General features: G+C 60.1%; 23 protein-coding genes and 1 pseudogene. 12 read left to right on the plus strand and 12 right to left on the minus strand.

From position 1 onward, the window contains the following. Positions 1-170 precede the first annotated feature (170 nt). The 4 genes from BN1129_RS17250 to BN1129_RS17265 are packed head-to-tail and all read right to left on the minus strand — an operon-like array spanning position 171 to position 3,365. Positions 171-1,331: a membrane protein gene (locus BN1129_RS17250; protein WP_042038191.1), complete on the minus strand. Its 1,161-nt coding sequence runs from the start codon at positions 1,329-1,331 to the stop codon at positions 171-173. Beyond that, positions 1,331-1,702: a GtrA family protein gene (locus tag BN1129_RS17255; RefSeq protein WP_042038192.1), complete on the minus strand. Its 372-nt coding sequence runs from the start codon at positions 1,700-1,702 to the stop codon at positions 1,331-1,333. Before BN1129_RS17255 ends, BN1129_RS17250 begins: the two co-directional genes overlap by 1 nt. Continuing rightward, complete coding sequence (locus BN1129_RS17260; RefSeq protein WP_042038193.1) at positions 1,699-2,763, minus strand: glycosyltransferase family 2 protein; 1,065 nt, start codon at positions 2,761-2,763, stop codon at positions 1,699-1,701. Before BN1129_RS17260 ends, BN1129_RS17255 begins: the two co-directional genes overlap by 4 nt. Positions 2,764-2,819: 56 nt before the next feature. Next, a complete protein-coding gene (locus BN1129_RS17265; RefSeq protein WP_042038194.1) occupies positions 2,820-3,365 on the minus strand; it encodes a hypothetical protein in 546 nt (181 codons plus the stop codon). A gap of 327 nt (positions 3,366-3,692) precedes the next feature. Here BN1129_RS17265 and BN1129_RS17270 point away from each other — a divergent pair, with 327 nt between their 5' ends. The 4 genes from BN1129_RS17270 to BN1129_RS17285 all read left to right on the plus strand — a co-directional run bounded on the left by BN1129_RS17270 (position 3,693) and on the right by BN1129_RS17285 (position 7,289). After that, complete coding sequence (locus BN1129_RS17270) at positions 3,693-4,466, plus strand: substrate-binding periplasmic protein (RefSeq protein WP_042038196.1); 774 nt, start codon at positions 3,693-3,695, stop codon at positions 4,464-4,466. An 81-nt stretch (positions 4,467-4,547) separates the two neighbouring features. Beyond that, entirely contained in the window at positions 4,548-6,032 is a 1,485-nt protein-coding gene (locus tag BN1129_RS17275) for a L,D-transpeptidase family protein (RefSeq protein WP_042038197.1), read from the plus strand. Between the two features lie 366 nt (positions 6,033-6,398). Next, complete coding sequence (gene mepK / locus BN1129_RS17280) at positions 6,399-6,944, plus strand: peptidoglycan L,D-endopeptidase MepK (protein WP_042038198.1); 546 nt, start codon at positions 6,399-6,401, stop codon at positions 6,942-6,944. A gap of 93 nt (positions 6,945-7,037) precedes the next feature. Further along, the gene (locus tag BN1129_RS17285; protein ID WP_042038200.1) at positions 7,038-7,289 is read left to right on the plus strand and encodes a hypothetical protein; all 252 of its coding nucleotides are present in this window, start codon (positions 7,038-7,040) and stop codon (positions 7,287-7,289) included. A gap of 91 nt (positions 7,290-7,380) precedes the next feature. On the opposite strand, the gene BN1129_RS17290 is transcribed toward BN1129_RS17285, so the two are convergent. Both BN1129_RS17290 and cysZ read right to left on the minus strand, forming a co-directional pair. Then, on the minus strand, positions 7,381-7,995 hold the full coding sequence (locus tag BN1129_RS17290; protein WP_042038201.1) for a trimeric intracellular cation channel family protein: 615 nt from the start codon (positions 7,993-7,995) through the stop codon (positions 7,381-7,383). Positions 7,996-8,138: 143 nt separating this feature from the next. Beyond that, complete coding sequence (gene cysZ / locus BN1129_RS17295; RefSeq protein WP_042038203.1) at positions 8,139-8,903, minus strand: sulfate transporter CysZ; 765 nt, start codon at positions 8,901-8,903, stop codon at positions 8,139-8,141. Between the two features lie 109 nt (positions 8,904-9,012). Between cysZ and BN1129_RS17300 the strand changes: the two genes are divergently transcribed. The 3 genes from BN1129_RS17300 (at position 9,013) to ligA (ending at position 15,637) form a co-directional block, all read left to right on the plus strand. Further along, positions 9,013-12,387: an AAA family ATPase gene (locus tag BN1129_RS17300; protein ID WP_042038204.1), complete on the plus strand. Its 3,375-nt coding sequence runs from the start codon at positions 9,013-9,015 to the stop codon at positions 12,385-12,387. A 15-nt stretch (positions 12,388-12,402) separates the two neighbouring features. Continuing rightward, the gene (zipA, locus tag BN1129_RS17305) at positions 12,403-13,527 is read left to right on the plus strand and encodes a cell division protein ZipA (RefSeq protein ID WP_042038206.1); all 1,125 of its coding nucleotides are present in this window, start codon (positions 12,403-12,405) and stop codon (positions 13,525-13,527) included. A gap of 103 nt (positions 13,528-13,630) precedes the next feature. Next, positions 13,631-15,637 carry an NAD-dependent DNA ligase LigA gene (gene ligA, locus BN1129_RS17310; RefSeq protein WP_042038207.1) on the plus strand — a complete coding sequence of 669 codons (2,007 nt, stop codon included), beginning with the start codon at positions 13,631-13,633 and terminating at the stop codon, positions 15,635-15,637. A gap of 69 nt (positions 15,638-15,706) precedes the next feature. On the opposite strand, the gene BN1129_RS17315 is transcribed toward ligA, so the two are convergent. After that, the gene (locus BN1129_RS17315; protein WP_209418525.1) at positions 15,707-16,678 is read right to left on the minus strand and encodes an ABC transporter substrate-binding protein; all 972 of its coding nucleotides are present in this window, start codon (positions 16,676-16,678) and stop codon (positions 15,707-15,709) included. Between the two features lie 442 nt (positions 16,679-17,120). Between BN1129_RS17315 and nrdD the strand changes: the two genes are divergently transcribed. The 4 genes from nrdD to BN1129_RS17335 all read left to right on the plus strand — a co-directional run bounded on the left by nrdD (position 17,121) and on the right by BN1129_RS17335 (position 20,609). After that, positions 17,121-19,238, plus strand: coding sequence for an anaerobic ribonucleoside-triphosphate reductase (nrdD, locus tag BN1129_RS17320; RefSeq protein ID WP_042038209.1), 2,118 nt, complete (start codon positions 17,121-17,123; stop codon positions 19,236-19,238). Positions 19,239-19,338: 100 nt separating this feature from the next. After that, positions 19,339-19,848 carry an anaerobic ribonucleoside-triphosphate reductase-activating protein gene (gene nrdG, locus BN1129_RS17325; protein ID WP_042038211.1) on the plus strand — a complete coding sequence of 170 codons (510 nt, stop codon included), beginning with the start codon at positions 19,339-19,341 and terminating at the stop codon, positions 19,846-19,848. Between the two features lie 64 nt (positions 19,849-19,912). After that, complete coding sequence (locus tag BN1129_RS22740; RefSeq protein ID WP_042038214.1) at positions 19,913-20,083, plus strand: YqaE/Pmp3 family membrane protein; 171 nt, start codon at positions 19,913-19,915, stop codon at positions 20,081-20,083. A gap of 151 nt (positions 20,084-20,234) precedes the next feature. Beyond that, positions 20,235-20,609 (plus strand): hypothetical protein, encoded by a 375-nt coding sequence (locus tag BN1129_RS17335; RefSeq protein WP_042038215.1) that lies wholly within the window; start codon positions 20,235-20,237, stop codon positions 20,607-20,609. A 29-nt stretch (positions 20,610-20,638) separates the two neighbouring features. Here BN1129_RS17335 and BN1129_RS17340 read toward each other — a convergent pair whose 3' ends face one another. From BN1129_RS17340 to slyA, 5 genes and pseudogenes are all read right to left on the minus strand, one after another. Next, complete coding sequence (locus BN1129_RS17340; protein WP_042038216.1) at positions 20,639-20,998, minus strand: MliC family protein; 360 nt, start codon at positions 20,996-20,998, stop codon at positions 20,639-20,641. 108 nt (positions 20,999-21,106) lie between these two features. Continuing rightward, the gene (locus tag BN1129_RS17345) at positions 21,107-21,979 is read right to left on the minus strand and encodes a beta-1,6-N-acetylglucosaminyltransferase (RefSeq protein WP_052449374.1); all 873 of its coding nucleotides are present in this window, start codon (positions 21,977-21,979) and stop codon (positions 21,107-21,109) included. Positions 21,980-22,506: 527 nt separating this feature from the next. Beyond that, a complete protein-coding gene (locus BN1129_RS17350) occupies positions 22,507-23,532 on the minus strand; it encodes a DUF2955 domain-containing protein (protein WP_042038217.1) in 1,026 nt (341 codons plus the stop codon). Positions 23,533-23,542: 10 nt separating this feature from the next. Next, a pseudogene (locus tag BN1129_RS17355) lies at positions 23,543-24,585 on the minus strand (HlyD family secretion protein). Between the two features lies 1 nt (position 24,586). Next, positions 24,587-25,060, minus strand: a complete 474-nt coding sequence (slyA, locus tag BN1129_RS17360; protein ID WP_042038218.1) for a transcriptional regulator SlyA — start codon at positions 25,058-25,060, stop codon at positions 24,587-24,589. A 315-nt stretch (positions 25,061-25,375) separates the two neighbouring features. Between slyA and BN1129_RS22745 the strand changes: the two genes are divergently transcribed. Further along, complete coding sequence (locus tag BN1129_RS22745) at positions 25,376-25,567, plus strand: hypothetical protein (RefSeq protein ID WP_084204678.1); 192 nt, start codon at positions 25,376-25,378, stop codon at positions 25,565-25,567. Positions 25,568-25,659: the final 92 nt, after the last annotated feature.

Genomic DNA, 25,659 nt, shown 5'->3' on the forward strand with positions numbered 1-25,659 from the left:
GTCAATGGGGCTCATTCTAGGGGTATGGTGGTGGGCATGGACAGGCAAAGCGCTGATTTGTGACCTTAGTTCAAATGGTTACGTTTTCAGAAATGGGAAAGTGTGACACCGGAACGCCGTCCATAAAAAAAGCCGGTCAGTCGACCGGCTTGTTGGTGCAGGTTATCACCTCAGACGGTGAAGAACTTGAAGTTGACGAAGGCCACCGCGATGAAGGAGGCCACCATGCCGCTGATGCAAAGCACGGCTGGGCGAATGGCAGGCCAGCGATGGGTCAGCAGGACAATGGCCAGGATGGTCGGATAGAGGCCGAACATGTAGCGCGGCATGGCGTTGAGGCCTGTCATCAGCGGTATGGTGCAGCAGATGAACATCAAGGTCGCCTCGGCCCAGCGCTTCTGGCTGAACAGATAGAGGTTCAAGGCCCAGCCGAACATCACCATGATGGAGAGGTAGGACTTGCGACCACCCAGCTCGAAGCCGCTCAGCCACCAGTCGAGGGGGCTGTCCATATAACGGCCCCAGGCCACCTGGATATGCTTGAAGGCCAGCGCATCGCCGGTGAGATGATAGAGGTAGACCATGTAGGCAAACAGGCCGAGCGGGATCATCCAGAGTGCGAACATCACCCGGAAGGCCCGCTCGGTGAAGCGGAAGAACTCGCGCCAGCCATAGGCCTGCAGGGCCAGGATCAGCACGGGGAACACCATCATGACTCCCAGGTTGCGGGTGCTTGAGATGAACACGCCGAGCAGGGCCACCATCAGCCACTGTTCCCGATAGGAGAACAGGAACATCCCCAGCATCAGCGCCATGAACATCGACTCGGTATAACCGGAGACGAAATAGGCGGAGAAGGGAGAGAAGGCGAGCAGCCAGACGCCGAAGCGGGCAGTCTCGTCACCGAGCTTGAGTTGACGCAGCACCAGCAGTATCAGCGGCAGGCTGGCGAAGAAGGCGATGTTGGTCACCAGCATCAGGCCGATCAGACTCTCGACGTTGAGCAGGTTGGAGAGCATACCCGACAGGATCGGATAGAGCGGCATGAAGGCCCAGTTGGCTGCGTTGCCCTTGCTGAGCCAGCGCGGGTAGAGATCATAGCCGTTCTCTATGATGCGCTGGAACCAGACACAGTCGAACTGGCAATAGGCTTGCAGCGGACCGATTTCAGGGGAGCCATAGAGCTGGACACCGAAATAGCCTATACCGTACAGCGCCACTCGGCTCAGTACGAAGGCGGCGATGATCATCAGCCAGTCGCGGCCGCTGATGCGCAGCGACGGGCGATAGGGGCCCACGTTGTCAGGGGTCATAGTTGTCATGTCATTCATCAGGCAAATACCCAGATCCTGGAGAGGAGGTAGGTGAGCACGGTGACTGTCAGGGTGGCGATCACCACAGGCAGCAGACCGGAAAGACCTGCAAACAGCAGACCGCTCAATATCAGGTTTCTCACCGCCAGCGAGAAGAGTGCGACCAGCAAGAATTTGCCGATGGCGCCCTGTTTCTGGAAGGTGATGTAACGATGGCCAAAGAATGAGAACCAGAAGGCAATCATGAAGGCGATGGTCGTGACCCAGTGCTCAGAGATGGTGGGCCAGGTGTGGAACAGCGCGATAGAGGTGCCAAGGTCGACGAGGGTTGCCCCCCCGCCGACCAGACCGAACCGAAACAGGCGCCAGAATTCCTCGCGGGATATCATTGAGGCGCTTGCTCCTGCTGGTCGTCAGTGACTTTTACTGTGGCCGCTTTCTTGCCGGTGCCCTTCTTGCTGCCAGTCGCCGCGCCGTCCTGTGTTTGCGCTTCATCCTGTTTGGCATACTGGCCGTACACCCCTTCAATCAGGTAGACGGGGCGCTGCTTCACTTCCACAAACATGCGACCTATGTACTCGCCTATGATGCCAAGCGACAGCAGCTGGATGCCGCCGAGAAAGAGCACCACTGACATCAGGGAGGCGTAGCCCGGCACGTCTATGCCGAAGAAGACCACCTGGGTCACTATCTTGAGGATGTAGAGGAAGGCGACGAAGGAGACGCCGACCCCGACGTAGCTCCACACCCGCAGCGGCCAGCTGGAGAAGCTCATCAGGCCATCGAGGGCGAAGTTCCACAGCTTCCAGTAGTTGAACTTGGTTTCACCGGCGTGACGGGCTGGGCGCTCGTAAGGCACGCCGACGGCGCGAAAACCGGCCCAGGCAAACAGCCCCTTCATGAAGCGGTTGCGCTCGGGCAGTTGCTTGATCGCCTCGACCACTCGGCGGTCGATCAGGCGGAAGTCACCGGCGTTTTCCGGCAGCTTGGTGCTGGTGGAGAGGGCGTTGAAGAAACGGTAGAAGCCGCCTGCGGTGAGGCGCTTCATCGCGGTATCTGCGCTGCGATCCACCCGGATGCCATAGACGGTGTCATAGTCACCTGTCTGCCACAGCTTGACGAATTCGAGGATCAGGGCCGGGGGATCCTGCAGATCCACGTCCATCGGCACGATGGCATCGCCCTTGGCATGATGCAAGCCGGCGGTCATGGCCGCTTCCTTGCCGAAATTGCGCGCCAGGTTGACCAGGGTTACCCGGGGATCGCGGGTAATGGCCTGCTCAATCACTTCACGGGTGCGGTCACGGCTGCCGTCATTGACGAACACTATCTCCAGTCGATCCTTGAGGGGTGCCAGTTCGTTATCTATCGCGTTGATGAAGGCATCTATGCTCTCTTCCTCGTTGTATACGGGAACGATCAGAGAGAGTCGAAAATCGGAATGCGACATGAAAACTTCCTTATTTGGAAAATTATTTTATAAAACAGCGTATTGGATAATACGTCTTACTGGGCGACAGTCAGTCGTACCGACTGGACATTGAGAGGTGTCGGTGCGGACAGTGCCAGGAAGTTGGGACGCTTGGGATCTGATGTCAGCGACTCGCCAGGCAGATTGAGCCGGATCTCGTTGATACCGGCCTTGGCCAGCTTGATGGTGGTGGTGAAGTCATGGCCCAGGGCCACCTTGAGCAGCGCGCCGGCTTGCGGGCTGTTGACCCGGGCCTGAATGGTCAGCTGTTCGGGCTGTGCCTGTTGTCTGGGCAGCACGAAGTAGAGGCCACCCTGGCCACTGAGTTCGGTGCCGTCTGCGCTCGGCTTCTTGGCCCAGCCTTCGCTGGAGAGGAAGCGGCTCGGCTTGGTCAGATTGAGCTCGTTGCCGGGCTGGTAGGTCATGCTGGAGTTGTGTTCCCAGAAGCGGGTTTTGCCTTCCAGGTAATAGAGTTTGTAGGCCAGGCTCACATTGGGGTGAGCAGCCAGATAGAGGGTGTAAAGGTAGAAGCCACTCAGGGCCATGATGGCAGTCAGAAAACCGAACTTTTTGTACGTCATATCACTCTCTACGCCTCACGATTGGTAGGCTGATTTCGCGCATATGCTAATCCAATTGCAAAAAAAGCATAGTGGATCACAAAAATATATTTGGTCACATATTAACCCCTTTCCAGCCAGTGTTCCAAATGTTACTGCTTTGCCTTTTTTATCGCCTGATCCGGCCTTATGCCGCGCGGGGACTGGGCTCATTTTCGAGCTGAGTCCCTGCTGTCGCAGCGGGCCAGTTCAGACACTGTGCTGACCGTTGCGATCGCTGTGGCGGGATCTGTCGCCATTTTACCAAGGCCGATTTATGATGGGGTATCGCCAAGTCAAGGATGACCCATGAGGCTGAAACTCTTCTGCTGGACGCTCTGGTTATTGACCCCGCTGGTGTCGGCAAACAGCCTGTGTCCCTCTCCATTGCGGGTCGGTTATGACAACTGGCCACCCTATCACTATTACGCCAAGGCGGTGGCGACCGCGCCTAAGGTGCTGCAGGGGTTTGCGGTCGAGGCGCTCAACGCCATACTCCAGCGTCTGGACTGCCAGGCGACCTATGTCGAGCTGCCCTGGAAGCGGGTGTTGCACGGTTTGGATCAGGGCTCGATCGATATTGCCATGGAGGCCTATTTCAACGACGAGCGTGGCCGCTATGCCTGGTTCTCCGATGCCTATAACCCGGGGCGCAGCGTGCTCTGGATCCGCAAATCATCCGTTTATTCCGAATCCGATCTGGCGACCTGGCTGGCCAATGGCCATACCCTGGGGGTCACCAAGGACTACTACTATGGAACTGAAACCGCCGAGCTGGTGCGCCGTTATGCGGCCCAGGTCAGTGCGGTCAACGATCGGCAAAACTATGGCAAGCTGGTGCGCGGCCGCATCGACGGTTTTCTCGGGGATATTCTGGCGACCCCCTGGGGTCTGAAAGAAGAGGGATTGGTCGATCTGATCGTGCCTCACGCCATGCCCGTATATGAGGCACCGACCTTTTTCATGTTCAGCAAGAAGCGGCTGTCGCCCGCATTTGTCAAGGCGTTCAATCGGGAGTTGACTGAATTTAGAGCAACCAATGAGTATGACGTTATCTGGCGGCGCTACGCGCCCGCCAGCTAGTAAAGTCGTTGGCATTCACGCATCATGAGCGCCTTGACCACCGGGTCTGACAGGCTGAAGTAAACCGATCTTGAGGTAAGCATGGGGAAGACGTATTGGCTGGCATTGGCAAACCTGATCTGGCTGGGCTGTTGGCCTGCGGCCATGGCGCAGGCCAGCGAGGGTCAGGTGGTGGTGACCAATGCTGCGGTGCAGCACGACTGGTACCAGAACAGCACGGCGGGGCAGGCTCGCCACGAGTTGGAGCTGCAGTTGCAGGAGGCCGTACTGGCCCATCTGCACCCGGATTTCTTCAGCCTCTGGACGAGGCTGCAGGCCAAGCCCGCCGATCAGCGCGGCGCCATTTATGACGAGGTGTTTGGCAAGCTGGCCCGTTTCCAGCAGGCCTGGCGAGCCATGGGTCTGGTCTCCCGCGAGCAGATGCAGACCCTCAAGCTCAATCTGAACAAGCCGCTGGCCCACGAGCCTGCCGGTGACAACCTGCTGGAGCAGGTCAAGCAGCTCAGACCCCAGGTTGCCGAGTACGACAGGGTGCGCGAGGAAGTACGCAAGCTGCTGGCCATGCCCATGGCCAAACGCTGGCCGACCCTGACCATGCCGACCCTGCGGGCGGGTGAAACCTCAGCCGAACTGGGACAGATCCGCAGCATACTCAACGAGTTGGGTGATGTGGCTCCCCTCCATGACGACGCTACCTATGACGCCGACACCCAGCAGGCCATCAAGCAGTTCCAGCGCCGCCATGGTCTGACCGCCGACGGCATCATAGGTCGTCAGACCCGCGGCTGGCTCAATACCGGGCCCGAGGTCCGTGCCAGCCTCCTGCTGCGCAACCTGTGGCGCCGCGATCTGGTGGATCAGCTCTCCGGTGCCCGCTACGTGCTGGTCAACATTCCCGACTATCGACTGAGCGTGGTGGAGTCCGGCAACGAGGTGTTTACCAGCCGGGTCATCGTCGGCAAAGAGCAGCGGGCGACGCCCATTCTGGCCAGCGAGATCCGCTCGATCGTGCTCAACCCGGCCTGGCATGTGCCACGCTCCATCCTGAGCAAGGACATTCTGCCCAAGCTGAGTCGGGATCCCGCTTACCTCAACCGCGAGCAGTTTGAGGTGATCAACGGCGAAGGCAATCCGGTGCAGTTTACCGAGGAAGCGTGGCAGCATGCGCTGGCGACAGGTTTCCCCTATCGCCTGCGGCAAAAGCCGGGGGATCACAATGCGCTGGGTCGCTACAAGTTCTACCTGCCCAACAACGATGCCATCTACCTGCACTCCACGCCGCGCAAGGCCCTGTTTGAGCAGGGGGCGCGCGCCTTCAGCTCGGGTTGCATCCGGGTGGAGCATGCGGACGATCTGGCCGAGCTGTTGCTGGCGGACTCTCGCTACCAGCCGGACAAGGTGGCCAGCATATTGAAAGAGACCCAGACCAGGTGGCTGCCGCTGACCACCCCGATCCCGGTGTTTACTGTCTATTGGAGCAGCTGGATCGACGAAGAGGGTCGTCAGCAACTGCGCAACGATATCTATGGATTTGATCGAGTCAGCTTCCAACGTCGCTTGCTGTGATCCTTGCCACAGAGTGAAAAGCCCGGCCCGTGCCTAATGCCAGTCAGTTAAGCATTTTTATGACTAAATATTCGAGATATTGAATATCAAAAGCTGTTCCATGGTTAAAGAGTCAATTTGGCTCCAACCCTTGCCCTGACTGGCATGCAATAAAAAGAGGGAGGCATCATGCCTCCCTCACTCTTTAGCCCTTATCCCCTGCGGGTTGGGACTCAAATTCTCTTAACTGACTGGCATTACGGCCCGTGCCGGGCTTTTCTATTGGGCCCCTGCGGTTTGACATGATGGGGTCCGGAAGGTAGTTTCGGGCCCCTGTATCAAATTCATTCACCTGTTTTACTTCAATCTGCGATGGACGGACAACGGATGCTTGAACAAGAGATAAGCCGGCGTCGCCTGCTGCTGGGGGCCGGTTGCCTGCTGGGGGGAGCCCTGCTTTCATCCCCGGCCATGGCGAGTCGCAGTACGGCGGGACGTGAACTCAGTTTCTTCAATCTCAATACCGGAGAGCGGGTGAGCGCCAGCTATTGGGAGGATGGCCGTTACCTGAAAGACGGGCTGGCCGAGCTCAACCATATTTTTCGCGACTACCGTCGCAACGAAGTATTCAACATCGACCGGAAGCTGTTCGATCAGCTCTATCTGCTGCAGCACAAGCTGGGCCGTCACGGCGAGATCCAGCTCATCTCCGGTTATCGCTCCCCTGTGACCAACCGTCAGAAGCGCAGCAGGAGCCGCGGTGTGGCCAAGCACAGCTATCACACCCTGGGGCAGGCGGTGGATGTGCGGATCCCGGGCGTGCAGCTGGCACACCTGCGCAAGGCGGCGCTCAATCTCAAAGTGGGCGGGGTTGGCTACTACCCGAGCGACAACTTCGTGCACCTCGATACCGGGCCTGTTCGCAGCTGGTAGCCGTGGGCGGCCTCAATCCGGGGGGCTGTAGCACGGCTGGCAAACAGGGTGGCCGAGCTGGTAGGCTATGGGCATCACTCAGAGGAGATTCATATGAAGCATGTTTTGCTCGGGGGCCTGATCGCCCTGTTGCTGACCGGTTGCAGCAAGCTCAATCGCGAGAACTACGACAAGTTGCAGATGGGGATCAGCTATACGCAGGCTAGCAGCATCCTCGGCAAGGCGGAGCGCTGCGACGATACCTTGGGCACCACCAGTTGCATCTGGGGCAACGAGGGCAAGAATATCAAGATCCGTTTTATCGCCGACAAGGCGACCTACTTCAGTTCGGAAGGGATCAACTGAGGCAAACGCCCGGTTCTCAATACAAAAAAGCGCCAGTCAGGCGCTTTTTTGTTGTTGGCGATCCGTACCGCCTCGCCAGAACCTGGCGCGCTCAGTGCGTCGCGTACTGGTAATGGAAGGTGGGTAGCCCCCACTTGAAACGCACCGCCAGCAAGCGCAGTACGAAGCCGATGCCGATGGCACCGAAGGCGGCCCAGTCGTTGGGCAGGCCTTGATCCAGCGCCAGGCAGTAGAGGGCAGCCGTCACCAGCGAGATGGCGGCGTAGAGCTCGCGGCGAAACACCAGCGGAATGCGCTGGCAGAGCAGATCTCGCAATACGCCACCAAAGGCCCCCGTCACCACCGCCATGATGCAGGCGATACCGGCCCCATGACCCATCTCAAGCGCCCGGGCTGCCCCGAAGATGGAGAAGACCACCAGCCCCAGCGCATCGAGCGCCATGAACAGCTTGCCGAGGTAGCGCATCAGTGGCGCCGAGATGACCGCCGCCATGGCAGCGCCGGCTACCAGTAGCACATATTCCGGATGCTCGATCCAGAGCAGGGGATAGTGGCCGAGCAGCACATCGCGAATGGTGCCACCACCGATGGCCGTGGCCGAGGCGATGATCACCACGCCAAACAGGTCCATCCGTCGCCGACCCGCTGCCAGCGCGCCAGTCATCCCTTCGGCCACCAGGCCCAACAAGAAGAGTGCATGTAACATGAGATATCCCAGGGTGCGAGAAAGGCCCGCATCCTATCAATTCAGGCTGTATGGGACAAGCAACGAAGGGTATTCATTATTTTTTATAATGCAAAAAAGCAAACAGGCACCGTCAGGGTGCCTGTTTGTCGCGGGGGAAGGGCTCAGCGGTTGAGCTGTTCGGCGCGGTAGTGATCCACCCAAATGGCGGTGGCGCCACAGATGGCCACCGGCATCACGAACAGGTTCACCACAGGGATGGCGGAGAAGAGGGTGACCAGGGCGCCAAAGCTCAGGCACTGACCGCGGTGCTGCTTGAGGGTATCGCGCATGGTGATAAAGCGGATTTTGTGGTTGTCGAATGGATAGTCGATGTACTGGATCGCCATCATCCAGGCGCTGAACAGGAACCAGAGCACGGGGGCGAGCGTCTGGCCGACCACCGGAATGAGGAACAGGATCAGACAGCCGATGGCCTTGGGCAGGTAATATTTCAACTTGGTCCATTCGCGGCCGAAAGTGCGGGGCATATCCTTGACGATATCCAGCATGCCGGTGTCGCTGACCACCTTGCCGGTGAGGATCTGTTCCACCTTCTCTGCCAGCAGGCCGTTGAAGGGGGCTGCTATCCAGTTCGCCACCGAGCTGAACAGGAAGGAGAAGACCACCAGTACGGTCACCAGGGCGATGGGCCAGAGCAGGTAGTCCAGCCAGTCGAGCCAGCTGGGGATCTGCTGGTGCAGCCAGCCGAACAGGCCGTCGAGTTGCAGCAAGAGGGCGTAGAAGGCCCCCGCAAACAGCACGAAGTTGACCAGCAGGGGGATCACCACGAAGGTGCGGATGCCGGGCTGACGGATGAGCGAAAAGCCGCGCAGGAAGTAGTCCGCACCGCTGATTGAGTCTTTGACCATAGGGGGGGATTGGCTCATCTGAGCTCCATCTGTTCATGGGAAAGTGCCAGCATATTACAAACAAGGTTTGGATTTGGTAAAGTCGCCTGCCCGCCTCCTCTTTATTTCGTTACCCACATAGGCTCCCATGCGTCTGAAATTGATCAAACTCGCCGGTTTCAAGTCGTTTGTCGAGCCGACCCGTATCGAGTTCTCGGCCGACATGACCGCCGTGGTGGGACCCAATGGCTGCGGCAAGTCCAACGTGATCGATGCCGTGCGCTGGGTGCTGGGGGAGAGCTCGGCCCGCCATCTGCGCGGCGAGAACATGACGGATGTCATCTTCAACGGATCCATCAACCGCAGCCCCCACGGCCGCGCCTCGGTTGAGCTGGTGTTCGACAACCCCCACAACCGGGTACCCGGTGAATTTGGCCGCTTTACCGAAATTTCGGTGCGCCGCGAGGTGCTGCGCGACGGTTCCAACTACTACCAGATCAACGGCCAGAAGTGCCGCCGCAAGGATGTCACCGACCTCTTCCTTGGCACCGGTCTGGGCCCGCGCAGCTACGCCATCATAGAGCAGGGCACCGTCAGCCGGCTGGTGGAGTCGCGCCCTGCCGATCTCAAGCTGTTCATGGAAGAGGCTGCCGGTGTCTCCCGCTACAAGGAGCGGCGCCGCGAAACCGAGCAGCGCATCCGTCATACCCTGGAGAACCTGGAGCGGCTCGGCGACATTCGTGGCGAGCTGGGATCGCGCCTCGAGCATTTGAAAGCCCAGGCCGAAACCGCCGAGCGTTACAAGCAGCTCAAGGGCCGCAGTCGCGCCGCCCGGGCAGAGCTCATCGGTTCCGAGCTGTGGGCGCTGGAGACCCGTCTCGGCGAGGCCAAGGCCGAGCTGGCCCAAGCCGAACAGGCGCTGGCGGCACTGGATGCCAAGCGCACCGCCGACGAGGGGCGCCACGTCACCCTGTCGGTGGCCCGTCAGGAGGCCCAGGCCGAGCAGGCGAGCCGTCAGCAACAGATCTTTCTCGGTGGCCAGGCCATCGCCCGCCTCGAACAACAACAGTTGCACCAGACCGAGCTTGGCCGCGACTGGCAGGCCCGACGTCAGGCGCTTGGCGAGCGTATCGAGGCGATCAAGGCCCAGCTGGCCAGCCAGCATGAGCAGCTGACCGATGGCACCCTCAGAGAGGAGGTTGAATCGGCGCGACTCGAACAGTGTGAGCAGTTGCTCACCGACCAGCAGGGAGTGCGCCAGGTAGCTGGCGAACAGCTGGAGCAGGCCCGGCAGCGGCAGCAGCAGTGGCAGCAGCAGCTCGGTCAGTTGCAGGGGCAGCTCAACCAGACCCGGGCACAGGTGAATGGTCTGCAAGAGCTGCAGGCCAAGACCCGGCTGGCCCGCCTCAAGCTGGAGGATGAACAGGCCGGTCCCCTCGGCGGGGAAGGGGAGAGTCTGCAACCCGCGCTGGATGCCCTGACGGCCGAGCTGGCGCTCTCCCGCGCTCGGCTCGCCGAGCTCGATGAACAGTGGCAGGCCAGTGTGGCCCGCCATGAAGAGTGCAAGTCAGAGCAGGGTCAGCAGGGCGGCCTGCTGCGCGAGCTTGAAGCACGTCTTACCACGCTTGACCAAATTTTGGGGGAGCAGATGGTGGGGGCCACCCTGGCGGATCGGCTGCAGGTGACGCCCGAGTGGGCCCAGGCGCTGGACAAGGTACTGGGGCGCTGGCTCACCGCCCAGCCAGGGGACGAGTGCAACCTTGAGCAGAGCGGACTCTGGATTGGCCCGGCCCTGCCCGCGGTTGCCGGTACTTTGGCGGCCCGGCTCGAGGGCGATCACATTCCCGCCTTTCTCAATGCCATTTGGCTGGCGGAAAACCGGGAGGCGGCGCTGGCCCGCCAGCCAGGCCTCTTGGCCGGTGAGTCGGTACTGACCCCGGCGGGAGACTGGTTTGGTTCCAACTGGGCCGATCTTGGTCAGGGTGGGGCGCTCGGTACCCTGGCGCTGCTTGGTGAGCGTGAGCGGTTACACACAGAACTGGCGGCAGGCCGACAGGCACTTGGCCAGTTGAATGAGCAACTGGGCGCGGCCGATGCCGAGCGTGCCCAGCTGCACGGCGCCTTTGAGCTGGCCCAGCGCACGGTGCGTGAGCAGGAGCCGCAGTGGCAGCGACTGCGTGAAGCCTGGAGCCTGCGCGAGGGCCAGCGTCAGGAGCGATTGCAGCGGCTCGGCCAGCTTGGCGAAGAGCTGATCAGGCTGGACAAGGAGCAGGCCGAGGAGGCGCAGCGACTGGCTGCTGCCCTGCAGCAGCTCGAGCTGGATGAAGCGCGGCTTGGCGAGCTGCAGGAGCAGGGTGAGCCGCTGGCTCAGGCGCTGCAACATGCCCAGGAGCGGGTCACCAGTGCCGAACGGGCGGTGGAAGAGGCTCGCCTGCGCCGGGAGCAGCAGCAGGCCAACTGCCAGCGTTTGCAGCTGGAGCTGCAGAATCAGCGCCAGCTCATCACGCTGCGTGAGCAGGAGCTGGCCCGGCTCGGACTGGAGTTGGCCGAACTCAAGGCGCCGGGAGCCACACAGGGTCAGGATCTGTCGCCCCTGCTGGCCGAGCAGCGCAACCTGGAAGCGCTGCAACTTGCCTGCCATCAACGGCTGGCTGAGTTGGAGCGCCAGCTGACCGAGCTGGAGCAGACTCGCAGCGCCGATCACAAGCAGCTGGTGACCCTGCAAGAGAAGCTGGCCCAGCTCAGATTGGAGCGCGAACGCAACCTGACCCGCCGTCAGGGGCTGCACGAGCAGTTCGAAGAGTTGGGTGTGCGGCTGGTGGACCTCGATCAGGCGGTGTTGATCGCTGCTGATCGCGGCAAATTGCGCCAGGAGATCCAGACGCTGGAGGCGCAAGTGGAGGCGCTCGGTGCCATCAACCTGGCGGCGCTGGCGGAGTATGAAGAGGCAAAAACCCGCTCAAACTACCTGGAAAACCAGTGCCAGGATCTCGAACAGGCGCTGGAAACCTTGAGCCAAGCCATTAAAAGAATTGATAAAGAAACACAAATACGCTTCCGGGACACTTTCGATAAGGTCAACGAAGATTTAAAATCCCTCTTTCCAAAAGTGTTTGGGGGTGGCAGTGCCTGGCTTGAGCTGACCTCGGATGATCTTTTGGAAGCCGGAGTGAGCATCATGGCAAGACCTCCGGGTAAGAAGAATGCTACCATTGCCCTGCTTTCCGGGGGGGAGAAGGCGTTAACCGCACTTGCGCTGGTTTTTGCCATCTTCAGACTCAACCCAGCACCATTTTGTCTGCTGGATGAGGTGGATGCACCGCTCGATGAAGTGAACGTCGGTCGCTTCTGTTCTCTTGTCAAAGAGATGTCGAGCACAGTACAGTTCGTTTACATCAGTCATAATAAGGTCTCCATGGAGATGGCTGAGCAACTGGTTGGCGTCACAATGCAAGAGCCTGGGGTTTCTCGCATTGTGTCGGTCGATATCGGTGAAGCCGTCGCTTTGGCTGAGCAAAACTAGAAAGAGAAGCAGCTAATGCAGGAATTGCGTTACATCTTGGTTGCCCTGGGCGGTATTGCTATTGCGGCATTGCTCATTCACGGGCTGTGGAGCAACAGAAAGAATCGTCAGGCACCGATCAAAGAGAAACCTCTGGGCCGGATGGAATCCAAATCACGAACTCGTGACAATGACGCCTTCGACAGCGATGGCATTGGTCAGGTGCGCGTGGTCAGTGGCAGCCGTCGTGCCGAGCCCAAGCTCCACAGCGACGAGGCTCGCCAGCCGGATGTCAGCCGCCGTGCGCCCGTCCCCGCCTTCGATGATGAGGATGATGACGCCGAGCTGCCACCCCCCGTGGTGCGCAAGCCTGTCGCTCGCCCGGTTGAACCGCCCCCCGTCTACGAAGAGGACGAGGAGGAGCTCGAGACGCTTCAGGCCGAGACAGTAGAGGCAGCGCCTGCTGCGCCGGTACACAAGCCTGCCCAGGTGATCCGTCGTACCCCGGTACACCGTTCACGCCCCCAGCGTGAGCCGCTGTTGCAGCCGCTGGATGATGAACCCCTGGTCGAACCGGCTTATGCCACAGCCCCGACGTTCGGTGTGCGCGAACCGGTTCAGGCGCCGGCACCTGAATACAAGCAGGCCCGTTATGCAGTCCCCGAGCCTGCCTACGAGGAGCCCGTGTATGAAGAGCCCGTCCGTGAGCCGCAGCTCGATACCCCGCCGGTCGAGAAGATCTGGCAGGATGTCTATGTCATCAACCTGATGGCGCGCCCCGGTCACGACCTGCAAGGGGCTACCCTGCTGGCCTCCCTGATGGCGCTGGGCTTCAAGTTTGGCGAGATGGACATCTTCCATCGCCACGAGGATCTCAACGGCAAGGGGGAAGTGCTCTTCTCCATGATCAACATGGTCAAGCCGGGCACCTTCAATCCCTACCGGATGGAACAGTTCGACACCCCGGGTGTCTCCCTGTTCATGCAGTTGCCGCTGCGCAGCAATGCCGCCTTTGCCTTCGAGCACATGTTGCAGGCTGCCGATCAGCTGGCCAGCGATCTGGATGCCATGCTGACTGACATGGATCGCAGCCCGCTGAGTGACGAGACCATAGCCCGTTACCGGCACGAACTGGCTGCCTACGAGGCCAGTCGCGACTGATACGCCATGCGGGTCGAATGAATAAGAAAGTGCGGTACCCAGGTGCCGCATTTTTGTTTGTGCGGTTAACTTAATTATTTCAACCACAGTCCGAGACTTCTCCATGAGCGAAACCCTCTCCCGCCACCGTCAACTGTGTGAACTGCTCACCGAATACGGCCATCAGTACTATGTGCTGGACGAGCCGACCGTGCCGGATGCCGAATACGATCGCCTGATGCGTGAACTGATCGCGCTGGAAACCGACCATCCCGAGCTGAAGAGCCCGGCCTCACCCAGCGTACGGGTCGGTGGTCAACCTCTGCTCGCCTTCAAACAGGTGCGCCACGAGATCCCCATGCTGAGCCTGGACAACGTGTTCAGCAGCGAGGAGTTGCAGGCGTTCGAGCAGCGCATGAGGGATCGTCTGAAGCAGGAGGTGAGTTTCGCCTTCTGTTGCGAGCCCAAGCTCGATGGTCTGGCGGTGAGCCTGCTCTATGTGGATGGCCTGCTGGTGCAGGCCGCCACCCGCGGCGATGGCACCACGGGTGAGGAGATCACCGAGAACGTGCGTACCATCAAGGCCATTCCCCTGGCCCTGCGGGGTGAGGATTGGCCAGCTCGTTTAGAGGTGAGGGGGGAAGTCTTTATGCCCAAGGCCGGTTTCGAGGCGATGAATGCCAAGGCACTGGCGGCAGGGGAGAAGGTGTTCGTAAACCCGCGCAACGCTGCCGCAGGCAGCCTGCGTCAGCTCGATTCGCGCATCACCGCCAATCGTCCCTTGAACTTCTACGCCTATGGCGTCGGGGTCGGCGGCGATCAGCTTGGGGATTCCCACTTCGCTCGCCTGTGCCAGCTCAAGGCGTGGGGTCTGCCCATGAGTCAGGAGGTGAAACTCAAGCAGGGGGCGACCGGTTGTCAGGCGTTCCATGATGACATCCTGGCTCGCCGCAGCGAGCTCCCTTACGAGATCGATGGCGTGGTCTACAAGGTCGATGCCATCGCTCTGCAGGAGGAGCTGGGTTTTGTGGCCCGCGCGCCGCGCTGGGCGACCGCCCACAAGTTCCCGGCGCAGGAGGAGATGACCGAGCTTGAGAACGTCGAGTTTCAGGTTGGCCGTACCGGCGCCGTGACCCCGGTGGCCAAGCTGAAACCCGTGTTCGTTGGTGGCGTCACCGTCTCCAACGCCACCCTGCATAATGCTGACGAGATTGAACGGCTCGGGGTGATGATCGGCGATACCGTGATCGTGCGCCGGGCAGGGGACGTGATCCCGCAGATCGTCGCCGTGGTGGAGGCGCAGCGCCCCGTTGATGCCCGCGCGATCCTCTTCCCGACCCAGTGCCCTGTCTGTGGATCTGCGGTGGAGCGGCTGGAGGGGGAGGTGGTGACCCGCTGCTCCGGCGGTCTGTTCTGCGAGGCGCAGCGCAAGGAGGCGATCAAGCACTTCGCCGCGCGCCGCGCCATGGATGTGGACGGCCTTGGCGACAAAATTGTCGAGCAGCTGGTGGACAAGGGACTGGTGAAGACCCCGGCCGATCTGTTCAGCCTCAACGCCATCCAGCTCGCCGGGCTGGAGCGTATGGGGCCAAAATCTGCACTCAATCTGGTGGCGGCCATCGATGCGGCGCGCAGCACTACCCTGCCGCGCTTCTTGTTTGCGCTGGGCATTCGCGAGGTGGGGGAGGCGACCGCGCTCAACCTCGCCAATCACTTCCTCACCCTGGAAGCCCTGCGGGCCGCCACGGTGGAGCAGTTGCTGACGGTGGCGGATGTGGGGGACGTGGTGGCCAAGCACGTCTACTACTTCCTGCGTCAGCCCCACAATGTGGAGGTGTTGGAAGCCCTGCTGGCGGCCGGTATCCACTGGCCGGCCATCGAGAAGAAGGCTGCAAGCGATCAGCCTTTTGCCGGCAAGACCTTCGTGTTGACCGGCACCCTCACCCAGCTTTCACGCAACGACGCCAAGGCGGCGCTGCAGGCGCTGGGGGCCAAGGTGGCGGGGTCGGTGTCGGCCAAAACAGATGTGCTGGTGGCGGGGGAGGCGGCAGGCTCCAAGCTGACCAAGGCGCAGGAGCTCGGCATCACCATCTGGACCGAAGAAGAGCTGCAACAGGCGTTGCAAGCCTAGGTGGCTGCTGGCCCTGTCTGATAAGAAGAGAACCCGGCGAGGCCGGGTTCTCTTTTTTGTTGCAGTGAATCACTCACGCAACAGGATCTTGTCGCGCCACTTGTCGGGCAGGGTGAGCTGCCAGCGGGCCAGCTCGTGCTTGCTGAATATATACTCGCCGCGCAGGGCGGCGCGCGGCGCCAGCGTGTTGGGCTGAGCTCCCGCCAGGATGGCGTTGACGAGCCCAGCCGCCTTGGCCCCCTGATCTCGCCCATCCAGCACCAGGCCACCGATGGCCCTGCCCGAGCCCACCGAAAACGCCCAGAAGCAGAACATGGGCACAGGGCTGTGGGCACTGGTCCACTCCAGCACAGTCTGTTCGCTGACGTGCTTGCCCGCATCGTCCACCAGCGTGTGGTAGAGGCCGATAAAAAGAGCTTCGTAGCCATTTTTTCTCGCGTTGAGTACGGTCTCCTGCCAGAGGCTGTAGTCACCTATGAGTTGGCTGTTGACCCGGGTCTGGCCGACCCGCAGATCGGTCTGGCTCTTGAACTCATCCTCGATAGCAGTGAGTGCCACGTTGCTGGAATCAAACAGTGCCAGTGCCTTCTTGATGCCACCCATCAGCTGGCTCATCTCGCTGATGTTGCGCTTTAGCAGGGGGCGCTCCAGCACGCCGGTGATCTTGGGGTGGCCGACCAGCCCCTTGTGGCGCGGGTTCTCGTTCATGCCGAGAAACACCACGGGGGTGCCGAGGGAGGCAATCTCGTGGGCCAGATAGTTGATGGCGTTGTCGTCACCGAGCACCACCAGATCCGGCTTGATCTGCTGGTAGAGGGCCAGTGCCTGTTGGGCAATCTTGTCGACATCGCCATTGGGCTGGCGCTTGGTGTCCATGTAGAAGTGGCTGATATGGTTCTCGCCACTCAGATGGGCCTGCAGGCTGGCGTTGTAACTCTGATCCCACAGGTATTCGGAGTGATAGCTGCTGATCACCAGGATCTCGGCCGCCCACAACCGGTAGGGCAGGAGGCACAGCAGCAGTAGCAGGGGCTTGGCCATGTCGGGTCCCGTTGATGGCAATGACATTCCGTACATTATGCCTGTTTTACGCCACGGGTACCCTCGTCAACTATGGTCGCAGGGGGGCGCTTTTTTCTGTTATGGTCCCATCGAACGCCAGCCCTTACCAGGCTTGGGATGCCCTTTTATGGGGCTGTTTTTCACTGGTCGGGAACTGCGCCACTCGCCTCAAAACCTGTTCTGGATCAAGAAATAAGGCCGCGCTTTGGTGCCTAATAGACACCATATATAGGGATGTATTCGTTTTTAATCCCTATATGTTGTGTTATCAAGCTGTGTACAAGCTGTTCCCTTCCTATCTTCAGCCCGGGCTTGTCAAGTCTCGGCTGAATTTATTTGCGTCCAGGATGAGATGCCGGGAGGGGGGCCCAACAAGGGTGAGCCAGAGGCAAATGCCTGGCCTTTTAAACGGGGAAAATCGATGAAACCGGTTGTGATCAAACGTGATGGATGTCGCGCACCATTCAATGCCCAGCTGATTGCCGAGGCAGTGGGCCGAGCGGCAGAAGCGGTCAATCAGGCCAGTTCGGCTCTGGCACTGCGCATCTCAAGCGCGGTCAGTCAGGAGCTGGAAGGGCGTGGTGAGGTGGATATCCACGAGATCCAGAACCGGGTTGAAAACCATCTGATGGCCTCCGACGACAAGGCCATCGCCCGTGCCTACATCGAATACCGTCACGACCGGGATCAGGCTCGCGAGGCCCGCGGCCGGCTGGCCCAGGAGATCCGTGGTCTGGTCGAGCAGACCAACGCCGCCCTGCTCAACGAGAACGCCAACAAAGATTCCAAGGTGATCCCGACCCAGCGTGACCTGCTGGCCGGTATCGTCGCCAAGCACTACGCCACCAGCCACATGCTGCCCCGGGATGTGGTGCAGGCCCACGAGAGCGGCGATCTGCACTTCCACGATCTCGACTACTCGCCCTTCTTCCCGATGTTCAACTGCATGTTGATCGATCTGAAGGGGATGCTGACCCACGGCTTCAAGATGGGTAATGCGGAGATCGATACCCCGAAATCGATCAGCACGGCCACCGCCGTGACCGCCCAGATCATCGCCCAGGTGGCGAGCCACATCTATGGTGGCACCACCATCAACCGCATTGACGAGGTACTGGCCCCCTATGTGACCATCAGCTGGCAGAAACACAGGGAAGTGGCCGAGGAGTGGGGCATCAACGATGTGGACGCCTACGCCATGGCCCGCACCGAGAAGGAGTGCTACGACGCCTTCCAGTCACTGGAGTACGAGGTCAATACCCTGCACACCGCCAACGGTCAGACCCCCTTCGTCACCTTCGGCTTCGGCCTTGGCGACAGCTGGGAGTCCCGCATGATCCAGGGCGCCATCCTCAGTAACCGCATCGCCGGCCTTGGCAAGAACAGAAAGACGGCCGTGTTCCCGAAACTGGTGTTCGCCATCAAGGATGGCCTCAATCACAAACAGGGCGATCCCAACTACGACATCAAGCAGCTGGCGCTGGAGTGTGCCTCCAAGCGGATGTATCCGGACATCCTCAACTACGACCAGGTGGTCAAGGTGACCGGCTCCTTCAAGACGCCCATGGGCTGTCGCTCCTTCCTCGGGGCTTATGAGGAAAATGGTGAGCTGATCCATGAAGGACGCAACAATATTGGCGTGGTCAGCCTCAACCTGCCGCGCATCGCCCTGAAATCCCGCGATGAGGCGGATTTCTGGGACAAGCTGGATGCCGCCCTGCGCGTGGCCAAGACAGCGCTCATGTATCGCATCGAGCGTCTCGACGGCGTCAAGGCGCGGGTCGCCCCTATCCTCTATATGGAAGGAGCCTGCGGCGTGCGTCTGAAGGCAGATGACAACGTCAGCGAGATCTTCAAGCACGGCCGCGCCTCCATTTCGCTCGGTTATATCGGGGTGCACGAGACCATCAACGCCCTGTTTGGCACCGATGTCCATCTGTTTGACAGCGACACCCTGCGCCAGAAGGCCATCGCCATCATAGCGCGGCTCAAGAGGGCGACCGATGCGTGGAAGGACGAGACAGGCTACGGCTTTAGTCTCTACTCCACCCCGAGCGAGAACCTCTGCACCCGCTTCTGCCGCATCGATGCCAAGGAGTTTGGTGTGGTGGCGGGCGTGACTGACAAGGGTTACTACACCAACAGCTTCCACCTCGACGTGGAGAAGCAGGTCAACCCGTACGACAAGCTGGACTTCGAGGCGCCCTATCCGCCCATCGCCAGCGGCGGCTTCATCTGCTACGGCGAGTACCCCAACATCCAGCACAATCTGGAAGCGCTGGAGAACGTCTGGGATTACAGCTATGACAAGGTGCCCTACTACGGTACCAACACCCCCATCGACGAGTGCTACGACTGTGGCTTTACCGGCGAGTTCGAGTGCACCTCCAAGGGCTTTACCTGCCCGCGCTGCGGCAACCACGACCCGGCCAAGGTGTCGGTGACCCGCCGTGTCTGCGGCTACCTCGGCAGCCCGGATGCGCGCCCCTTCAATGCGGGCAAGCAGGAAGAGGTGAAGCGCCGCGTCAAACATATGTAAGCGCGCAGGCGATGAAGCGCTGGCCCCTGACTCAAGGGGCCATTTTCATTGGAGGGCGGCAGCCATGCCGCTGTCCCATGAACGAGGCAGGAAACAAGCGATGCACTACCACCAATACTATCCGGTCGATGTGATCAACGGCCCCGGCACCCGCGCCACCCTGTTTGTGTCGGGCTGCGAGCACCAGTGCCCGGGCTGCTATAACCAGAGCACCTGGCGGCTCGATGGCGGCCAACGGTTTGATCAGGCGATGAGCGATCGCGTCATCCGAGATCTTAACGACAGCCGTATCAAGCGGCGAGGTCTGTCGCTCTCCGGCGGCGATCCGCTCCACCCGGCCAACGTGCCTCATGTGCTGGCGCTGGTGAAACGGGTGCGGGCCGAGTGTCCGGGCAAGGATATCTGGTGCTGGACCGGTTATTTGCTCAATGAGCTCTCAGATGCCCAGCGCGAGCTGGTTGCCTTGCTGGATGTGCTGGTGGATGGCAAGTTCGAAAAAGCGCTGGCGGACCCAGGTCTGCTCTGGCGTGGCAGCAGCAATCAGCAGATCCACAACCTCAATGCCAGGGGTGAAGCGGGTGAGCGTATTCCCTCTCTGGTTTGCAGTTGAAGCCAAGGCTGTTTATGGTTAGCCCATCCCTATATCGACGACATCATTGACGAGGAGAGCCGAGATGAGTCATCTGTTCAAGATCCTGCTGGCCATTTTCCTGCCCCCTGTGTGCGCTTTTATCCAGGTGGGTTTTAGCCTGCACTTTTTAATCAACATAGTGCTGACCCTGCTCGGTGGCCTGCCCGGCATGGTGCATGCGCTCTGGCTGGTGGTGAGTGACAGGCGCGGCTGAATCAGGCTATCCGTTGCATGCTGAGCCAACCCGACCGGGTTGGCTTTTTTTATGATGTTCAAACGGCGTCGACTTGTTACCGTCACTGGTCGGCCATCGTGCCGGAGGATGGCGCCGCGTCATCCTGAGCCGACTCAACAAGGCGTGTTGAATGCGTTTGAATGTCTTGCTGCTGGGCGCTGTGCTCGGCCTGCTTGGGGGCTCAGTGACGCTGAACCAGCCGCCGATCGATATGACCCCGGAGCAGTTGTCAGGGTGCTGGGTACAGGAAGAAGAGATTGGGTGGTTCCGCCCTGTAGGAGACCTGCCCGGCAAGCAGCCGGTCAAGGGGTATGTGGCGATCCGCTATCTCATCGACTCCAATGGCAACCTGTTCAGTCCCGAGAGAGTGGCATCCGAGCCGCCCTGTGTGCTGGATCTCGTCGCCTTGTCGGGCTTGGCCAAGACCCGCTATCGGGTCGCCGAGCAGAACCCGGACGCCATACCGGTGCGTGTCGTGAGTCGCTTGGATATCGAGGTTAAATAACAAAATCCCGGCCAGGCCGGGATTTCTCATTACTGTTGTTTGCAGTCGTTGTAGACGCCCTGCCACTCGCCATCCTTGTCGCGCATCTCGACGAATCCTCCCTCCCCCTTGTTCCACCAGATGGCCTCATGGTCATCGGTATAGCGAGCGCCGGAGGCGGAGACTGTCTGTGGCAGGGTGTAATCCTTGCCATCGGGCAGTGCCAGCTTGACGAAATTCAGGCTCTGGTCGGAGAGGGCGAAGTAACTCACCTGCACCTTCTTGCCCTGCTCACACAGATAGGTGACGGGATCGCCGCCGGTCACGCTCAATGTGGTGGCCCCGCGTTCGCAACCGCTCAGCAGGGTCAGGGCCGTGATGCCCAGCAACAGAATATTGGCGTGCTTCATCTTGAACTCTCCATCGGTATCAACCGGCTTGAGCCTACCAGTTTGTGCCCAAGTCGCAATCTTCCCGGAGGCGGATTGCGTCGGTAAGTGTCCGGATGACTCGCATTGTCATACCAATGCAGCTTGCCGGATGACAGGTGCGTCGAGGGGGCATCTCATGGCGCGCTCCAGGATATCCAGAATGTCGCTGTCTATGGTCTCGTCAAATTTGCGGGCGAACAGGTGCTCGCTTTGTTGCAGGGCCTCGGCGTCGTGCACCGTGTAGTCGCGCGGGCGCAGCTTGATGTCACCCATGGGGATCCAGTCGATGGCTCGCTTGTCATCGTTGACTATCTGGCCCTGATAGCTGGTGTTCATGATCACCGTCTGGAAGAAGCCCTCGTCAGCGATCAGGGTGTGGCGGTAGAAATCCTTGAAACGATCGACCTCCGGGCTGTGGCTGACGAATTCGCAGAAGGCCCGGCTCAGGATCATCCACTGATTGCCAATGTAGGGGGTCACTCCTTCCAGGTAGGGACGGGTCTTCACCGGTTCGCACACCAGCTCCTGGGCGGTTTCGGTCACATAGTGATCGATGCGGTGCAGGGTGTCCGGTCTGTGCTGGCGCTGATCTGCGACCTTGAGGAAATCCTTGCCCTTGTGATCGCGCAGGAAGTCATGAATGTCACTCTGGGAGCGCAGCGGGAAGTCCTGGGCGCTCAGATTGATGAAGAACTCCCACTCCTTGTTTTGCTCCAGCAGCGCCGCTATGCCGCGCAGCTCCGCATCCACCAGGCTGTAGCCGCCCCAGAGCGCATTCTTGCTGGGGAGCATGCCAGCGTTGGGGTAATCCGCCAGAAAACGGGTTATCTCCTGCTGCAGCTCAGGACCCGAGCTCTTGTCCACGTGGATCAGGTAGTGGTTGCTGTCGTGGTAAATCGCCTTGAACAGGCGCTTGAACTGATCGGGATAGCGATGCACCAGAATGAGGTAGGCAATCATGTCAATGTGTCCTGTGTGGGCGGCAGGGCTGCGCCAAACAGAAAATCGCCTCAGGCCGCTGGCTTGAAGCTTGTTTTCGTCGGGATGGCCGCTGTCGCAGTAAAAAGAGTGGATAGCAGATAACAACAGTGAGAACAGGCTGCGACGGGGAAGGGATGCGCCTTATGGCATCGGGTCAATACAGCTGGTCTGGCGACGTCAGGTTGAGGGTGAGAGGTGGGCAAGGGCTGCCCTGGCTGGCGACTCTTTTGCATGACAAGCCTGTCATCAGGTGCAGAGCGCAATCGGCCGGTAAGTGAGAGGCCACAGTAGCACGGTTCGGGCCAGCGTCGTCATATATCGCCGGTGCCGCAGAAAAACCATTCAATGGAGTCCAAGTCTGGCTTCGACGTCCCATACCAGCCCTTGCCAGCATCGTTATCGTTGTCGTCAGACAAGAAGGGTCGATCTGCAACACGCGGGCAAAAAAACGCCCCGCAGACGTGGCGGGGCGAAAGGCAGCAGATCCTTTGCTATTGGAAAAGGGTTCAATAACCGAATCGGGTCGCCTCGAAGCGGTTAAGCAGCCGGTGGATGAGGTAACAGGCCAGCAGGGTGGCGACGATGGCAAACAGTATGCTGCTCACCCGATAGAGGGCGCTAAACACCAGATCGTTACCCAGGGTGAGGTATTGGCCAAACAGGATGCCGAGGGTGGTGAGGGCGCCAAAGCTGACCCCCGAGCCGCCTGCCTCCTTGACGTGGGCATGGCTGAACAGCATGGCGCCTAGCCAGAGCATGGGGGCGACCAGCAGGAGCAAACCGGACCAGTCGTAGAGCACCAGCTGGCTGAGCAGGCCGAAGGTCACACCGAGCAGTGTGCCCATGGCCCGCTTGCGGGCATAGCTCAGCGCGCCGTTCCAGTGCATGGGAAACAGCAGCAGGGTGGTGGCCTGGGCGGACATGGAGTCCCGCAAGTCGAAGATCTGGAACACCATGAAGGAGAGGGTGGCTATGCTGGCGCCGAGCAGGGCCTCGTGTCGCATCCGGTGTGGCGCCTTGGGGGGCGCAGCCGGCTTGGGCCGCTCTTCCACATCCGGGATCAGTGCCGTCATCAGGTAGGCGATGAGCACCGACAGGGTGCTGGCCCACAGATTGTTGAAGATGAGGTCGTTGAGATCGGTCTGCGGGTAGCTGGCAAAGTGCAGCATGATACTGAGGCTCATCACGCCATTGGCGCCAAACAGGAACAGGCTGCCCCGGGACATGGCGGCAAAGCGGTAGAGAAACAACAGGAAGGCGATGGGGATCATCAGGCCGGGATGGCCGCCAAACAGCCCTCCCAGCAGCCCCACCTCTACCCCGCAGATAACGGCGGCCGCCATCAGCTGACGGGCAGCATGGCCGTTCATCACAGGCACCATGCCCAGCAGCAATACCGGGGTCACGGTATAGAGGACACCATAGTTCCAGCCAAACAGCTTGCAGAGCAGGAAGCCAAGGGTGCAGCCAAAGGCGATGCGCAGACATTGGCGCAGCTCGTTGGCGGTGAGGGGCCTGTGCCACAGATTCATCGTCGCCACCTTAGTAGATGTAGTGCAGCAGGCTGAGCAGGCGGATCTGGCCACGGGCAAACAGAGCGCTTAGTGCGTTGTCCGGCAGCAGTTGCACTGTGGCGCGGGCACCGGCCGGCAGGTGGCTTGGCAACTGCTCCAGCGTCAGGTGTACCCGCAGCCGCTGGGCGTTGCGCACCCAGCGATCCGATTCGGTGGGGCTGGCCAGCAGACCGTTGGCATCGAACTGACCGGCGCTGACTCCGGCATCCAGGCTGGTGACACGGGCCGGATAAAGCTTGCCCGGCTCGCCATCGAAGGCGACCAGCGCCTGGCTATCCTGAGCCACGTGCCGCAGGCTCTTCTCGCGAAAATCGGCGATCACGTCCACCTGCTCGGAGACCAGCGCCAGCAGCGGGGCTCCGGCTGCGGCGAAGCTGCCCGGCTTGAGTTGCAGATTGGTGATGATGCCATCCTGACTGGCCTGTATCTGGCTGTAGGAGAGGTTGAGCTCGGCCTGGGCGAGGTGGTTGCGCGCCTGGCGTAGCAACAGGTTGTCATCACCGGGCAGGCCGCGGTTAACCCTGGCCTGGGTCATGCGGGCCTTGCTGGCCATCACGTTGGCCTGGGCAGTGCGCAACGCGCTGTCGGCGTCATCTTTTTCATGCTACGGCGATAGAGTGCATCGATGCGTTCGGCTTCCCGCCGCTTCTGGGAGGCCTGACTTTGCAACGAGTTGAAGTCGGCGGCAGCGGCGTTCAGGGTGGCGTCGAGCTGACGGTTCTGCTGCTCGGCCTGATCCAGCGCGAGCCGGGCCTGTTCGACGGCCAGTTCAAAGGGGGCGGGATCGAGCGTGAACAGCAGATCCCCCTGTTTGACATGCTGGTTGTTGCCGACGGCGACCTGCGCCACCTTGCCACTGACTTGGGGGGCCAGCTTGGTCACGACGCGGGTGGCCATGGCTTGCGGGGTGAGCGGCATCTTGAGGTCGGCCAGCAGGAAGTAGCCAAATAGCAGTATGAAGCTCCCCATGGCCCATTTTATCCAGCGTTTGAATTGTTGATCCGGGGTCATCCTATTCTCTCTCTTCACTCTGTGAACCTATCTTGCCGAGGGCGTTGGCGGAGATCCGGTGCACTATGTCTTCAAATTGTTCCAGCTCTCGCTTGCTGATGCCGGTGAGCAGGTCCCGGCGAATGTCCATGATGCGATCTTCGATCTGGTCGAGCAGCGCCTTGCCCTCTGGCGTCAGGGTGACGATGCGGGCCCGTTTGTCCTTGCAACAGCAGTGGCGCTCCACCAGCCCCTGCTCTTCCAGCAGACCCAGGGTGCGCATCAGGGAAGGCAGCTCTATCTCCAGTGCCTCGGCGAGCGTCTTCTGGCTGAGGTGACCTCCGAGGCGACTGAGTTTCCACAGCGCAGTCCAGCGGGGATGGGTCAGACCCAGCGGCGCCAGCTCGAGATCGGCCACGGTACGCCACAGTCGATGCAGTCGTCCGACGCGCTCGGCGAGGGACAACTCGCGCAACATTTCCAGATCTTTCATCATGAGCACTCTCAATTTACTTAGCTTGCTAAGCATTGTAATTGTTTAGCAGGCTAAGTAAATGGTGTGGTCGAGATCTTGTTTATAAAAAATCAGGTGGGTTTCTTATGGCGCTTTTTGATGAGTAAAGGGCTTCGCAAGAGGCTTTTTGGGTTTGGAATGAGCGAAAGATGCGCGAAATCCCATGGAATACCCTGGCGGGATAAATAAACGTGGGCTGGCTGGTGGGATGAAAATAAGGCAAGGGTTGCGTCTGCTATTATTTTTGGTCAACAGGATGCCATATAAATTCGGCAGCCTGTTTTTTATCCACTAATATTGATGGGTCAGCTAAACAGGGAGACGATAGCTGTGGAACGATATGAATCGGGTGACCCCCATTTCTCAATCGAGAGCCTGCTGGCCGATGGAGAATATGTTGCCGACGCACATTATGGCCCCAGTCTGGAAGCGAGTGATATCTGTCATGAATTTGACCCCGCCAATATTCCACTGTTATTAGCCGAATAGCGAAAGCGAGCAGGTTGAAATGAGGCTCTGGCCATTCAGGCGAGCCTGATCCTTGGGGCATGCACTGTCCCACCTGCCTCATTTTATCGCTC

Origin of the sequence: Aeromonas popoffii (genome assembly GCF_000820025.1) — a bacterium.
In the GTDB taxonomy this organism is placed as follows: domain Bacteria; phylum Pseudomonadota; class Gammaproteobacteria; order Enterobacterales; family Aeromonadaceae; genus Aeromonas; species Aeromonas popoffii.